Here is a 12,334-nt window from a genome sequence, read left to right on the forward strand (position 1 = left end):
GCGGTTGCGCGGCCTGTTCAGGAAAAGTCGATTGCCGGGCGGATTTTGCCGGTGCAACAGCCGAAACCCACGCGGAAGCCGTCGCCCTGCGCGTGGCCGGTAAGGGTTAGCGTGTCGCCGTCTTCGACAAAGCTGCGGCTACTGCCGTCTGCGAGGGTGATCGGCTCCTTGCCGCCCCATGACAGTTCCAACAGCGACCCGCGCTGTGATTTTTCAGGGCCGGAGATGGTGCCGGACCCGAGCAGATCGCCCGCGTTCATCGCGCAGCCTGAAGAGGCGTGATGCGTCAACTGCTGCGCGGCGGAGTAATACATCTCGCGGTAATTGGTGCGGGCGATTTCTTCGGCTGCGCCCCCCTCGGGCTGGAGCATCACCGAAAGGTCAATGTCATAGAGGCCGGGTTTGGTTTCGCGCAGGTAGGGCAGGAGGTCCTTCTCGCGCTCAGGTGCCGAGGTGCGGAACGGCTCAAGCGCGTCGCGGGTCACGATCCAAGGTGAGATCGATGTGGCAAATGCCTTGGCCTGAAAGGGGCCGAGGGGTTGGTATTCCCACGCCTGAATGTCCCGCGCTGACCAGTCGTTGAGCAGGACGTAGCCAAAGATCATCTCGTCTGCTTGGTCGATGGTGATGGGCTGGCTCATCTCGGTCGAGGTGCCGACGATCGCGCCCATCTCCAACTCAATGTCGAGTTTCTGGCAGGGACCGAAATGGGGCATCTCGGCGTCGGGGGCTTTCAACTGGCCATTGGGCCGTGTGATGTCGGTCCCCGAAACGACGACGGTAGAAGCGCGGCCATTGTAGCCAATGGGAATGTGCAGCCAGTTCGGCGGCAGGGCATTCTCCGCCCCGCGAAACATCGTGCCGACATTGGTCGCGTGATGCTTACCTGCGTAGAAATCCGTATATTCCGAGACCATCATCGGCATGTGGAGCCGCGCTTCGTCCATCGGCACCAGATGCGGTGCGACGGCGGCCTGATCCGGGGCATCGGCGCTGAGCAGCTCCACCAGCCGCGCACGCAACGACGCCCATGCCGCAGGGCCAAGGTCCATCACATCGTTCCAATAGGGCACATCGAACACCGGTTCTTCGGCGAGGGTGATCAGCCCCTCTTCCTCCAAAGCGGCCATGTCGAGGATCTGATCGCCAATCGCCACGCCACAGCGCGCTTCCAGCCGGTTGGTCGTGAAAACGCCATAAGGCAGGTTGTTGAGGGGGAAATCGGTATCAGCGCTGTTGGCGCTTTCCACCCAAGAGGTCATCAGGGTCATGTCGGTCCTTTCAGGGGGCAGGCGGGCTTATTTCTTGCCCGGCGTGCCGTCGAATTTCTTTTCTAAGCTCTCCCAGCAGTCGATGTAGTCATCCTGCAAGGGCGCTTCCTTGGCGGCGAATTCGGTCAGGTGCTGCGGGAAGCGAGTCTCGAACATGAAGGACATCGTGTTGTCGAGCTTATGGGGCTGCAGGTCAGCGTTCGACGCGCCCTCAAAGGCGTTCCGATCCGGCCCATGCGGCAGCATCATGTTGTGCAGAGACATCCCGCCGGGGATAAAGCCCTTGGGTTTGGCGTCATACTGACCGTGAATATTGCCCATCAGCTCAGACATGATGTTCTTGTGGTACCACGGCGGGCGGAAGGTATCTTCGGCCACCATCCAGCGGTCGCGGAAAAGCACGAAGTCGATATTGGCCGTCCCCTCCACGCCCGAGGGCGCGGTCAGCACGGTAAAGATCGACGGGTCGGGATGGTCAAACAGCACCGCGCCCACGGGGCAATAGGTGTTCAGGTCGTATTTCACCGGGGCGTAGTTGCCATGCCACGCCACCACGTCGAGCGGCGAATGCCCGATCTTGGTTTCATGGAACTGGCCGCACCATTTGATCGTCACGGTCGAGGGCGCCTCGCGGTCTTCAAACGCTGCCACGGGGGTCTTGAAATCGCGTGGGTTCGCCATGCAGTTGGCACCAATCGGGCCGCGCCCGGGCAGGTGGAACTTCTGGCCGTAGTTCTCGCAAACAAACCCCCGCGCCGGACCGTCAATCACTTCGACACGGTAGACCAGCCCGCGCGGGATGATGGCGATCTCTTGCGGGGCGATGTCCATGACGCCCAACTCGGTGCAAAAGCGCAGTGTGCCTTCCTGCGGGACGATCAGCAACTCGCTGTCGGCGGAGTAGAAGTAACTGTCCACCATACTATCGGTGACCAGATAGATATGGCTCGCCATGCCGATCTGCGTGTTCACATCCCCCGCCGTGGTCATGGTGCGCATGCCGGTGAGCCATGTCAGCGGCGCGTCGGAATGCGGGACCGGATCCCAGCGGTATTGGCCAAGGCTGGTGACATCCTGCGGCTGATGCGGCGCGGACTTCCAATAGGGCAGATCGATCCGCGTGTAGCGCGACGAGTGTTTGACCGAAGGCCGGATGCGGTAGCACCACGTGCGCTCGTTCTGATGAGACGGCGCGGTAAAAGCGGTGCCTGAGAGCTGTTCGCCATAGAGCCCGTAGTTGCATTTCTGCGGAGAGTTCATGCCCTGCGGCAGCGCGCCGGGCAGGGCCTCCGTCTCAAAATCATTGCCAAAACCGGGCATATAACCCGGATGCGTGCCCAAGGTGGACGCCGCGCTGGTCATCGTCGTTGGCTTTGAATGGCTGGTCATCTGTGCCCCCTTGCAGAATCTGTTGCGACTGTAATAGTTGGATTTGTAACTAACAAGCGGTGTAGCATGGCGGACGACGACTTTCAGCTTCAGTATTTTCTGCCCTACCTGTTGAACCAAGCGGCAGAGGCCTCTTCGCTTGAGTTTCAGCAGATCTACAAAAGCCGCTATGGGATGCTGCGCACCGAATGGCGGGTGCTGTTCCACCTCGGGCTCTACGGGCAACTCACGGCGAGTGAGATCGGCCAGCGCGCGCGGATGCATAAGACCAAGATCAGCCGCGCCGTGCACCGCCTGACGGAGCGGCGCTTTGTCACCCGCACCCGCGACGATGGGGATCGCCGGGTAGAGCATCTGTCGCTGACCCGGCAGGGCCAAGCGGCCTATGACGATCTGCGCGCGGTGGCGCAGCGCTATAATGCCGCGCTCATGGACACGCTCGACCCCGCCGAGGCGGCGGTGCTGCGGCGGGCGCTGCTCAAGCTTTCGGATGTGGCGCAGGGGGGCTTTACTTAGGCTGCGGAAATCGCCACCGATGGCGCATGACCGATCAGACCAAAGGCCTCCTGCTCACCTTTCTTGGGGTGATGTGCATCGTTCCCGAAGCGCTTTTCGTGCGCGTCATCGACGCGCCGATGCTGACGCTGGCGTTCTGGAAAGTGACCCTCGTGGGATTGGCGATTGGCACAGGGTTGCTACTGGCCCAAGGCACCGCGCCCTTCCGCGCCCTGCGCCGCGCGGGGTGGGCCAGCGCGATTTACGTCGGCGGCGTGGCCTGCGCCGGGGTCGGATTTGTGCTGGCGGTGCGCCTGACTTCGGTGGCGAATGTGGTCTTCATCCTCGCCTCACTGCCGGTCTTCGCGGCGATCTACAGCAAGGTTTTTCTGGGCGAGCCGATCAGCCGACGCATGTTCTTTACCATCGCGGCGGTGCTGGCCGGGCTTGCCGTGATTGCCTTTGGCTCGGGCGAGACCGAAAATGCCTCGCACGCGGGGGACCTGCTGGCGCTGTCGATCTCGGCGATCTTTGCCGGGGCGTTGACCGCGGCGCGCCACGCGCGCGCGGTGTCGATGGTGCCGGCGGTCGCGCTGGCCTATCTGCTGGCCGGCGCGGTGCTGCTGCCCGTGGCGCAGCCCCTGCAAATGCCCGCCGCAGAACTGCCGCAGATGCTGCTCTACGCGGTCTTTATGGCCGCCAGCGCGGGGCTCATCGCGCTTGGGCCACGCTATATCTCAAGCGCCGAAGTCGGTCTGCTGGTCCTGTTGGAATCCGTGCTCGCCCCGCTGCTAGTCTGGGCGGTGCTGGGCGAAGACCCGGGTGTCTACGCGCTGATCGGCGGCGGCATCGTCGTGGGAGCGCTGTTCCTGTCGAACCTCATTGCCTTGTCACGCCGTCGCCGTGTCGTGCCGCCGCTGCCTCATCACTAACCTCAAAAGTCGGGGGAAACGCCCGGCAGGTCCAATGCCTTGATCAATTCGCGCAGTTCCTGACGCGCAGCGATGTTGGAGATATTGAGCTGTTTCACCCCGATATCTTTGAGGTCCAGCAGCGTCAGTCCGCGCGGAAAAAGCTCCCGAAAGATCACCCGCTCATTGAACCCCGGTGCAGTGCGAAAGCCGATCCGCTTGCTGAGATTGGCAATCGCCCGCTCCATCTTTTCTTTGTTCACCATCCGCTGCGCACCCAGACGATTGCGTACCACAACCCAGTCAATCGCCGAAAGCCCGGCCTGCGCACGCAGCTGCCGCGCATTCCAAACCATCTCGGAATAGACCGACGGCCCGGTGATTTTTTCCCCATTGGCATCGATATGGGCCAAGAGGTCAAAGTCGATGAAACTGTCGTTAAGCGGGGTGATCAGCGTGTCCGCCAGCGAATGCGCGACCTGGCTCAACCGGGTATGAGAGCCGGGACAGTCGATCAGAATGAAATCATTGTCCGGCTCTAACTCCGCCACCGCCGCGCTGATGCGGTGGTCATACATGTTCTCGCCGGGGCGCAGGCTGCTGGCCTCCACATCCGGCAATTCGCAAAGCGTCGGACTGGCAAGCGTCAGACCGGACTCGCGTATGAAATTACGGCGGTTCTCGATATAGCGGCCAAAGGTCCGCTGCCGCAGGTCGAGGTCCAGCCCGCTGACCTTATGGCCAAGTCGCGCCAAGGCCGTCGCCACATGCATGGAAACGGTCGATTTGCCCGCGCCGCCTTTTTCGTTACCGACGACGATTATATGCGCCATACTGCTGTCCCTTCGCGCCTGCCCTTCAAAGCAGGATATTGTTGAGCCGCACTATATGTAGGGTTCACGCCTTTGGAAAGTGGCGAGGCGGCTTGTTCAGCCCGACCGTGGCAGCGCTGCCGCGTTTGGACAACAGAGGGATTTGCCCTATTTTCACTATCTAAGGCGCAGTGTAACACCGCGCCTTACCGCCCTGACTGGCGGTCCAAGCAACCGTTCAATCAAGGCCCCCTTATGGCAGATCACAACCCCGGCACAGCCAGCAGTTCAAAACCGACGACCGCGCGCGGCGTGCTGCCGTCTTTGGGCGCAGTGATCGCGGAATTCGCGCTTGTCTGCCTGCTGGTGGCTCTGGTGCCGGTCACGGTCTACCTTGATACAGCCGTTCTGGGCGATGGCGTCTCCGAAGACTCGCTGACAGAACATCTGCACAATACCTTCCTCGCCATTGCGGCCGCCATCTTCATGCTGGGCGCTTACAAACATGTGGGCATGCGGGGGTATCTCACGCTGGTGGCCACGCTCTTCGCCTGCATGTTCCTGCGCGAATATGACGCCGCGCTCGACCGTATCCAGCACGGCTTCTGGATTTACCCCGCTCTCGTGACACTGGCCGTGGGCAGCTTCATCGCTTGGCGCAACCGCGGCACGACGCTCCTGCCGATGCTGCACCATCTACAAACCCGCTCTGCCACCTTTGTCTATATCGGCGTGGTTCTGCTGCTCTTTTTCTCGCGGACCTTCGGCACCGGTGCTTTGTGGGAGGCCGTTATGGGTGCCGCCTATGATCCCCAAGTCAAAACCACCGTCCAAGAAGGCACCGAACTGCTCGCCTACCTGCTGATCGCCTACGGTGCGGTGCTTTCGCACCTGCACGGCTACGGCGCCCAAGCCGCCCTCCAAGAGCGCCGCCTCTAACCCCGGCAGCCTATCTGCGCGCCGTTCTCCACCGACGCGCAGCCCTCCCTCATTTCATCCTTTTAAAAATACCGCCGCACCGCCTGCCAAATACGCCCGGTCCCGGCCCCATCACCCGCAAACGCAAAAGGCGCGACCCATAGGGGCCGCGCCTTTGCATTCGCAATGTAGGGTAGGCTTAGAAGCCCAGACCTGCATATTTGTTCTTGAACTTCGACACGCGGCCGCCGGTGTCCATGATGCGGCCAGTGCCGCCGGTCCACGCGGGGTGCACGGAAGGGTCGATGTCAAGCGACAGCTGGTCGCCTTCTTTGCCCCATGTCGATTTCATTTCCACAACAGTGCCGTCGGTCATTTTGACGTTGATGATGTGGTATTCGGGATGTGTATCGGTTTTCATCGACCAGTCCTTTATGCGTTCGCGCGGGGCTTGTAGTGAGCGTTTTCGACGATCCGTGCGGATTTGCCGCGACGGCTGCGCAGGTAGTACAGCTTGGCGCGACGAACGCGGCCACGGCGCACAACGGTGATGCTGTCGATATTGGTCGAATGCAGCGGGAATACACGTTCCACGCCTTCGCCAAAGGAAATTTTACGCACGGTGAAAGACCCGGCGATGCCGTGGCCGTTCTTGCGCGAAATGCAGACGCCTTCGTAGTTCTGCACACGGGTGCGGGTGCCTTCGGTGACTTTAAAGCCAACACGAATGGTGTCACCAGCACGGAAGTCGGGGATCTCTTTCCCCAGTTCGGCGACTTGTTCCGCCTCGATCTCTGCGATCAGGTTCATCTGACCTATCTCCTATGATGTTCGCGGTATTCCACGAAATTATGTCGCGACCCAGAGCTTCGGGTTCTATCGGGCAGCGCCGGGATCAATCTTGATCACAAGGGCCCCCGCCGGAGGTATCGTCGTCATTGCTTTATTCGCTTGCGCCGTAACGCAAAGCACCGGAGCCGCCAAAGCGATTCCGGATGCGCGGGGTATAGGGGGCAATCGTTAAAGGATCAAGGGGGCTCTCGCCGCCTTGATCCCCAGTTTTGTAGCTCAGCGCGTCAGGCCAGCGCAATCACGCCCAAAACAACGAGCAGGAAAAGCACCAACACGATGCCGATCAGCACTTTTGCCCCGGTCATCGCAGCCCCCGACACGCGGCCAAAACCCAAGAGAGCCGCCACAGCAGCGACGATCAGCAGAATGAGAATAAGTTCAAGCATTTGGTTTCTCCCTCCAATATGGGGGATCAACGCGCCGCGCGGGGGCGGGTTCCCTGGGGGCTGCGCGGTTAATCTTTGCCCTCAAACGCGGCCCACATGTCGGGGCGGCGTTTGCGGGTCAAGTCTTCGGCCTGCGCCTGCCGCCATTCGGCGATCTCGCCATGGTTGCCAGACATCAGAACGGGGGGAATCTCGCGCCCCTCCCATTCGGCGGGGCGGGTGTATTGCGGGTGTTCCAGCAGTCCCGAGGCATGGCTTTCTTCTTCGATGCTCTCGGCATTGCCCAAAACGCCAGGCAAAAGGCGCACGGTGGCGTCGATCATCGCCTGGGCGGCCAGCTCGCCACCCGTCATGACGAAATCGCCCAAGCTCACCTCAGTGATGCCGAAATGTTCGATCACCCGTTCATCGACTCCTTCAAACCGCCCGCAGAGCATCGTCACCCCTGCGCAGCTTGCCAAATCGCGCGCCATTGCCTGATCGAACCGTCGCCCGCGCGGTGACATATAAAGGATCGGCCAGCGCCCATGGGCGTGGCTTTGCGCACGCGCCAAGGCCGGGCCAACCACATCAGCGCGCATCACCATGCCCGCCCCGCCGCCAGCGGGGGTATCGTCGACATTGCGGTGTTTGCCGATGCCAAAGTCGCGCAGGTCGTGGGTGTGCAACTGCCAGCGGCCTTCGTGCAGCGCCTTTCCGGTCAGGCTGGCCCCCAACACGCCGGGGAAGAGATCGGGAAACAACGTCACGATCCGCGCCTGCCAGACATCAGCGTAATCGGGCGTATCTTGCATCAGGGCACGAGGTTTCAGACTGGGGCGTGCGCTTTGGCGTCCGTGGGAGCGGGTGGGTTTCATGCGGTTCCTGCCTGTTGCAATAGGGCGGTCTTGGCGCGGCGGCGCGCCTCGGGGTCATCGGCGTGTTGGCGGTTGGCGTCAAGCAGAGCCTGCAAAAGATCCGCAGGCAATCGCTGGTTTGCGGGCGGTGGCAGAGTTAACTGCTTCAAAAGGTCTTGCGGTAACTCACATAGGTCGAGGAGGGGAGTCGCTGGCCCGAGCGGCAGATCGCGACAATCCTCCAGCCGTGTCTGGTGTACCGAGCAGGGTAGGCGATGGGTGATCTCTTGAACCATCGCGTCCAAGTCCGACGAAGGGGCATAGCGGGCAGTAAAGCCAGCAAGGTCGAGCGTCATCGACGAGGCTTTGACATGCTCCCAATAGGCCGAGGCGATCCACTCCGCCGGGGTTCGGGTGGAGAGGTAGACTATAATCTCGGCTTGGGGAAAACGCTGGCGCAGGCTGCGGATGAAGATCTCCAGCAACTCGGGTGCGGCGCTGTAATCGGCCAGATCGCTCCGGCCCGGCAGGTGGCCTGCCAGTTCCTCAGCCGAGAGGATCAGCGTGCGGCGCGGCATCTGGGGCAGGCCGTCGAGCAGGGTCTCGAACCGATGTTCGGCTTTCAACAGCGTGAGCGGATCGCGCCATGTGGAATAGCCGCGCGTGGCGTGCAGCAGGTCTTTCATATGCCAGCGCAAGCGCAGCGCGATATGGGGTTTCAAGGCGGTGCGGTTGGCGCGGAGGGTGGCCTGAAGGGAACTGGTCCCGGTCTTGTGAAAGCCGGGGTGCAGGATGATCCGGCGGGGCATCATCCGGCTCCGGTCTCAGCCATCCGTACCATCCGGCAACACGCCCAGGGGCGGGTCGGCGACGATACGGCCTGAGGCGAGATCGACAGTCGGCACGGCGGCTTTGGTGAAGGGCAGGAATGTCGTGGCAGAGGTGCCCGCCAGTTGCAACTCCAACAGATCATCGGCACCGTGGTTCTGCACCGTCTTCACCCGCCCCAGCAGTGTGCCGCCAGTATCATAGACCTCAAGCCCGATCAGATCGGCGTGGTAGAATTCATCATCCGGCAGGCTTGGCAGTTGATCCCGAGCCGCGAACAGCGACAGGCCGCGCATCTCATCGGCCTCTTCTTTCGTCGTGATTTCGGCAATTCGAGCGGCGAAACCGTTTTTGACCTGATGCAATAGGGCAAGGTTGAAGGTCCGGCTGCTGTCTTCGGTGTAAAGCGGGCGGTAGGTCTCGATATCCTCTGGTGCCGCGCAATAGCTTTTCACGCGGACTTCGCCGCGCACGCCGTAGGCACCGGCGATGGCACCGACGCAGATCAGGTCTTGGTCACTCATTGCAACAACTCCGAATTGACACAGATCGTCCCGGTCCATTCCCCGGCACCGGTTTTGCATTCGTCCTGCATTAACTGCCGGTCATAGCGGATGCCAAGGACAAAGCCGAGCACCAGCACGGCCAGAAGGAACAGTAGTTTTCTCATCAACGGGTCTCGATCTTCAGGCTTGGGGCGCGGGTCTCCCAGCCCTTGGTTTCCAGTTCCGGCTTCAGGCTGTTGTCTTCGGGCCAGCCCATGCAAAGATAGGCCACCAGCGACCAGTCCTTTGGAACGGCAAGATTACGGTTCAGCCGCGCAGGGTCAAGCACGGAAACCCAGCCCAGCCCAAGGCCATGGGCGCGGGCGGTGAGCCATAGATAGTTGATCGCACCCACCACGGAATAGCGGCGCATTTCTGGCATGGTTCCGGCGCCAAGGCCGCTGCCCTTGTCGGTGCTGTCATCGCAGTAGATCGCCAATTGCTCCGGCGCATCGCTCATGCCTGAAAGCTTAAGCCCGGCATAAAGCGCGGCCTTCTCGCCGTCATATCCGGCAAGGGCGCGGGCATTGGCTGTTTCGAAATTCTCAAGCGCGGCTTGGCGCGCGGTGTCGGATGTTACGCGGATGATCCGCCACGGTTCCGACAGGCCCACAGAAGGGGCGAGGGTAAAGCTGTCGAGGCAGGTTTGCACCAGCGCCTCGTCCAGCGGGTCTGTGCGAAAGCGGCGCACGTCGCGCCGCCATCGCATCAGGTCGTGCAGCCCGGCACGGAAGTCTTCAGAGAATGCATCCATGCCGGGCGCTCGCGGCTTATTCTGCGGAAGCTTCTTCGGCAGGTGCGTTGGCAGCTTCGGCAGCGGCAGCGGCTTTGTCGGCCTTTTCCTGCACGCGCTCTTGGGCTTTCTTGCCCGGTGTGCCCTTCTTGGGGTTGTTACGCTCGGTCTTTTCGCGAACGCCAGCGGCTTCCAGCATGCGGACAACGCGCTCGGTCGGCTGGGCGCCCTTGGCGATCCATGCTTCGATCTTTTCAACGTCCATTTTCACGCGGTCTTCGCTGTCTTTGGGCAGCAGCGGGTTGTATGTGCCCAGCTTCTCGATGAAGCGGCCATCGCGCGGCATGCGGCTGTCAGCAGCAACGATACGGTAGAAGGGGCGCTTTTTGGAGCCGCCGCGGGCGAGACGAATTTTCATAGCCATGATGAGTAGTCCTTTGAGTTGGTAAGCAAGAAGGGGCTGCGCCCTGTCTTACGATTGGTGGCTTTTGTGGTGCTGAATGACTTCAGCGATGATGAAGTTCAGGAACTTCTTGGCGAATTCGGGGTCGAGGTCGGCCTCTTTCGCCAAATCTTCGAGCCGTGCGATCTGGGCCGCTTCGCGGGCTGGATCGGACGGGGGAAGGTCGTGTGTGGCCTTGAGTTTCCCCACGGCCTGTGTGTGTTTGAAACGCTCGCCCAGCGTATAGACGAGGATCGCGTCGAGCCGGTCGATCGAGGCGCGGTGCTCTTTCAGCAGCTCGGCGGCGCGGCTGGCGGTATCTGTGGTGGTGTCGGTCATTTCTTTTTCCCGAAACCGCTGAGGCCGCCGGGCAGGCCCATGCCGCCGCCGCCCATGCCGCCCAGACCGCCGGGCAGCTTGCCGCCCATCTGCTTGGCCGCTGCTTCCAGCGCTTTGGGATCCATCTGGGAGGGGTCCATGCCGCCGGGCATACCGCCCTTGCCCATCATGCCTTTCATGGCCTGCTTGAGCATGCCGCCTTTGCCCATTTTGCCCATCTTTTTCATCATGTCGGACATCTGGCGGTGCATCTTCATCAGCTTGTTGAGGTCGGAGACCTCCATGCCGGCACCGCGGGCAATGCGTTTCTTGCGGCTGGCTTGCAGCAGGGCCGGGTTAGCGCGCTCTTTCTTGGTCATTGACTGGATTAGGGCGATCTGTTGCTTGAGGATCTTGTCGTCAAACCCGGCCTCTTCGACCTGTTTCGCCATTTTCCCCATGCCGGGCATCATACCCATCATGCCCTGCATGCCGCCCATCTTGATCATCTGTTCAAGCTGCATCTTCAGGTCGTTCATATTGAACTGACCCTTCGCCATGCGCTTCATCATCTTTTCGGCCTGCTCGGCCTCGATGGTTTCCTGCGCCTTTTCGACCAGCGCGACGATGTCGCCCATGCCAAGGATGCGGCCCGCGATGCGCTCAGGCTCGAAGGTTTCGAGCGCGTCCATCTTTTCGCCGAGACCGACGAATTTGATCGGCTTGCCCGTAACGGCACGCATGGACAGCGCCGCACCGCCACGGCCATCGCCGTCCATCCGGGTCAGCACGACACCGGTGATGCCGATACGCTCGTCAAAGTTCTCTGCGGTGTGCACAGCGTCTTGGCCGGTCAGACCGTCGACCACCAGCAATGTTTCACGTGGATTGGCCACGTCGCGCACGGCTTTGACCTGCTGCATCAACTCTTCGTCGATGGACAGACGGCCCGCGGTGTCGAGCATATAGACGTCATAGCCGCCCAAACCCGCCTGCGTCTTGGCGCGTTTGGCGATCTGCACCGGGGTCTCACCTTTGACGATAGGCAGCGTGTCGACACCGATCTGCACGCCGAGAATCGCCAGCTGTTCCATCGCCGCAGGGCGGTTCACGTCGAGCGAGGCCATCAGCACGCGCTTGCCGTCACGCTCTTTCAAGCGCTTGGCGAGTTTCGCGGTGGTGGTCGTCTTACCGCCACCCTGTAGGCCAACCATCAGGATCGGGGCGGGCGGGCTGTCAATCTTCAGCGCGCCGGGTTCGCCTTCGCCTTTCAGCGTGTCGATCAGCGCGTCATGGACGATCTTCACAACCTGCTGGCCGGGCGTGACCGATTTCGTCACCGCTTGGCCGGTCGCCTTGTCCTGCACTGCTTTAACAAAATCACGCGCCACGGGCAGCGAAACGTCAGCCTCCAGCAGGGCGACGCGCACTTCGCGCAGGGCGGTTTTGACATCTTCGTCGCTGAGCGCGCCTTGTTTGGTCAGGCGGTCAAAGACACCAGAGAGCCGTTCGCTGAGATTTTCAAACATGGGCACAGGGCCTTTCGGGTCGGTTGCACTTGTCCCTACTTAAGGACGCGCGCGAAAATGCACAAATGC

Annotated in this window: 17 protein-coding genes; 3 read left to right on the forward strand and 14 right to left on the reverse strand. The window is 61.5% G+C overall.

Going from position 1 to position 12,334, the window contains the following annotated elements:
* Positions 1-17: 17 nt before the first annotated feature.
* Positions 18-1,271: a fumarylacetoacetase gene (gene fahA / locus O4H31_RS03660; RefSeq protein WP_269342896.1), complete on the reverse strand. Its 1,254-nt coding sequence runs from the start codon at positions 1,269-1,271 to the stop codon at positions 18-20.
* A gap of 27 nt (positions 1,272-1,298) precedes the next feature.
* Complete coding sequence (gene hmgA, locus O4H31_RS03665) at positions 1,299-2,660, reverse strand: homogentisate 1,2-dioxygenase (protein ID WP_419723581.1); 1,362 nt, start codon at positions 2,658-2,660, stop codon at positions 1,299-1,301.
* A 66-nt stretch (positions 2,661-2,726) separates the two neighbouring features.
* Between hmgA and O4H31_RS03670 the strand changes: the two genes are divergently transcribed.
* Both O4H31_RS03670 and O4H31_RS03675 read left to right on the forward strand, forming a co-directional pair.
* The gene (locus tag O4H31_RS03670; protein ID WP_132443766.1) at positions 2,727-3,176 is read left to right on the forward strand and encodes a MarR family winged helix-turn-helix transcriptional regulator; all 450 of its coding nucleotides are present in this window, start codon (positions 2,727-2,729) and stop codon (positions 3,174-3,176) included.
* A 26-nt stretch (positions 3,177-3,202) separates the two neighbouring features.
* Positions 3,203-4,087 carry a DMT family transporter gene (locus O4H31_RS03675; RefSeq protein ID WP_269342898.1) on the forward strand — a complete coding sequence of 295 codons (885 nt, stop codon included), beginning with the start codon at positions 3,203-3,205 and terminating at the stop codon, positions 4,085-4,087.
* Positions 4,088-4,089: 2 nt separating this feature from the next.
* Here O4H31_RS03675 and O4H31_RS03680 read toward each other — a convergent pair whose 3' ends face one another.
* Positions 4,090-4,899: a division plane positioning ATPase MipZ gene (locus O4H31_RS03680; RefSeq protein ID WP_269342900.1), complete on the reverse strand. Its 810-nt coding sequence runs from the start codon at positions 4,897-4,899 to the stop codon at positions 4,090-4,092.
* Between the two features lie 234 nt (positions 4,900-5,133).
* Here O4H31_RS03680 and O4H31_RS03685 point away from each other — a divergent pair, with 234 nt between their 5' ends.
* Complete coding sequence (locus O4H31_RS03685; RefSeq protein WP_269342902.1) at positions 5,134-5,817, forward strand: hypothetical protein; 684 nt, start codon at positions 5,134-5,136, stop codon at positions 5,815-5,817.
* Positions 5,818-5,995: 178 nt separating this feature from the next.
* Here O4H31_RS03685 and rpmE read toward each other — a convergent pair whose 3' ends face one another.
* From rpmE to ffh, 11 genes are all read right to left on the reverse strand, one after another.
* Positions 5,996-6,217: a 50S ribosomal protein L31 gene (rpmE, locus tag O4H31_RS03690; protein WP_067262252.1), complete on the reverse strand. Its 222-nt coding sequence runs from the start codon at positions 6,215-6,217 to the stop codon at positions 5,996-5,998.
* A gap of 11 nt (positions 6,218-6,228) precedes the next feature.
* Positions 6,229-6,606, reverse strand: coding sequence for a 50S ribosomal protein L19 (gene rplS, locus O4H31_RS03695; protein ID WP_093927311.1), 378 nt, complete (start codon positions 6,604-6,606; stop codon positions 6,229-6,231).
* Between the two features lie 266 nt (positions 6,607-6,872).
* Positions 6,873-7,034: a DUF1328 family protein gene (locus tag O4H31_RS03700; protein ID WP_082849512.1), complete on the reverse strand. Its 162-nt coding sequence runs from the start codon at positions 7,032-7,034 to the stop codon at positions 6,873-6,875.
* A 68-nt stretch (positions 7,035-7,102) separates the two neighbouring features.
* On the reverse strand, positions 7,103-7,891 hold the full coding sequence (gene trmD / locus O4H31_RS03705; RefSeq protein ID WP_269342910.1) for a tRNA (guanosine(37)-N1)-methyltransferase TrmD: 789 nt from the start codon (positions 7,889-7,891) through the stop codon (positions 7,103-7,105).
* Positions 7,888-8,679, reverse strand: coding sequence for a sulfotransferase (locus O4H31_RS03710; RefSeq protein WP_269342912.1), 792 nt, complete (start codon positions 8,677-8,679; stop codon positions 7,888-7,890). Before O4H31_RS03710 ends, trmD begins: the two co-directional genes overlap by 4 nt.
* Before the next feature lie 15 nt (positions 8,680-8,694).
* A complete protein-coding gene (rimM, locus tag O4H31_RS03715; protein WP_269342914.1) occupies positions 8,695-9,222 on the reverse strand; it encodes a ribosome maturation factor RimM in 528 nt (175 codons plus the stop codon).
* Positions 9,219-9,368 (reverse strand): hypothetical protein, encoded by a 150-nt coding sequence (locus O4H31_RS03720; protein WP_007118058.1) that lies wholly within the window; start codon positions 9,366-9,368, stop codon positions 9,219-9,221. Before O4H31_RS03720 ends, rimM begins: the two co-directional genes overlap by 4 nt.
* Positions 9,368-9,997 carry a 5,6-dimethylbenzimidazole synthase gene (gene bluB / locus O4H31_RS03725; RefSeq protein ID WP_269342917.1) on the reverse strand — a complete coding sequence of 210 codons (630 nt, stop codon included), beginning with the start codon at positions 9,995-9,997 and terminating at the stop codon, positions 9,368-9,370. The genes O4H31_RS03720 and bluB overlap by 1 nt, the downstream gene beginning before the upstream one ends.
* Before the next feature lie 16 nt (positions 9,998-10,013).
* Entirely contained in the window at positions 10,014-10,400 is a 387-nt protein-coding gene (rpsP, locus tag O4H31_RS03730; RefSeq protein ID WP_093927307.1) for a 30S ribosomal protein S16, read from the reverse strand.
* Between the two features lie 48 nt (positions 10,401-10,448).
* Positions 10,449-10,757 carry a chorismate mutase gene (locus O4H31_RS03735; RefSeq protein WP_269342920.1) on the reverse strand — a complete coding sequence of 103 codons (309 nt, stop codon included), beginning with the start codon at positions 10,755-10,757 and terminating at the stop codon, positions 10,449-10,451.
* A complete protein-coding gene (gene ffh / locus O4H31_RS03740; RefSeq protein ID WP_269342922.1) occupies positions 10,754-12,265 on the reverse strand; it encodes a signal recognition particle protein in 1,512 nt (503 codons plus the stop codon). The genes O4H31_RS03735 and ffh overlap by 4 nt, the downstream gene beginning before the upstream one ends.
* Between the last annotated feature and the right edge of the window lie 69 nt (positions 12,266-12,334).

The organism is Sulfitobacter dubius (genome assembly GCF_027214245.1).
Taxonomy (GTDB): domain Bacteria; phylum Pseudomonadota; class Alphaproteobacteria; order Rhodobacterales; family Rhodobacteraceae; genus Sulfitobacter; species Sulfitobacter dubius_A.

Excerpts from the sequence above, each read along its gene's own strand:
- rpmE (WP_067262252.1), bottom strand. The coding sequence starts at position 6,217 with ATGAAAACCGATACACATCCCGAATACCACATCATCAACGTCAAAATG.
- O4H31_RS03735 (WP_269342920.1), bottom strand. The coding sequence starts at position 10,757 with ATGACCGACACCACCACAGATACCGCCAGCCGCGCCGCCGAGCTGCTG.
- rpsP (WP_093927307.1), bottom strand. The coding sequence starts at position 10,400 with ATGGCTATGAAAATTCGTCTCGCCCGCGGCGGCTCCAAAAAGCGCCCC.
- O4H31_RS03720 (WP_007118058.1), bottom strand. The coding sequence starts at position 9,368 with ATGAGAAAACTACTGTTCCTTCTGGCCGTGCTGGTGCTCGGCTTTGTC.
- hmgA (WP_419723581.1), bottom strand. The coding sequence starts at position 2,660 with ATGACCAGCCATTCAAAGCCAACGACGATGACCAGCGCGGCGTCCACC.
- rplS (WP_093927311.1), bottom strand. The coding sequence starts at position 6,606 with ATGAACCTGATCGCAGAGATCGAGGCGGAACAAGTCGCCGAACTGGGG.
- trmD (WP_269342910.1), bottom strand. The coding sequence starts at position 7,891 with ATGAAACCCACCCGCTCCCACGGACGCCAAAGCGCACGCCCCAGTCTG.
- O4H31_RS03685 (WP_269342902.1), top strand. The coding sequence starts at position 5,134 with ATGGCAGATCACAACCCCGGCACAGCCAGCAGTTCAAAACCGACGACC.
- O4H31_RS03670 (WP_132443766.1), top strand. The coding sequence starts at position 2,727 with ATGGCGGACGACGACTTTCAGCTTCAGTATTTTCTGCCCTACCTGTTG.
- bluB (WP_269342917.1), bottom strand. The coding sequence starts at position 9,997 with ATGGATGCATTCTCTGAAGACTTCCGTGCCGGGCTGCACGACCTGATG.
- O4H31_RS03710 (WP_269342912.1), bottom strand. The coding sequence starts at position 8,679 with ATGCCCCGCCGGATCATCCTGCACCCCGGCTTTCACAAGACCGGGACC.
- rimM (WP_269342914.1), bottom strand. The coding sequence starts at position 9,222 with ATGAGTGACCAAGACCTGATCTGCGTCGGTGCCATCGCCGGTGCCTAC.
- ffh (WP_269342922.1), bottom strand. The coding sequence starts at position 12,265 with ATGTTTGAAAATCTCAGCGAACGGCTCTCTGGTGTCTTTGACCGCCTG.
- O4H31_RS03680 (WP_269342900.1), bottom strand. The coding sequence starts at position 4,899 with ATGGCGCATATAATCGTCGTCGGTAACGAAAAAGGCGGCGCGGGCAAA.
- O4H31_RS03675 (WP_269342898.1), top strand. The coding sequence starts at position 3,203 with ATGACCGATCAGACCAAAGGCCTCCTGCTCACCTTTCTTGGGGTGATG.
- O4H31_RS03700 (WP_082849512.1), bottom strand. The coding sequence starts at position 7,034 with ATGCTTGAACTTATTCTCATTCTGCTGATCGTCGCTGCTGTGGCGGCT.
- fahA (WP_269342896.1), bottom strand. The coding sequence starts at position 1,271 with ATGACCCTGATGACCTCTTGGGTGGAAAGCGCCAACAGCGCTGATACC.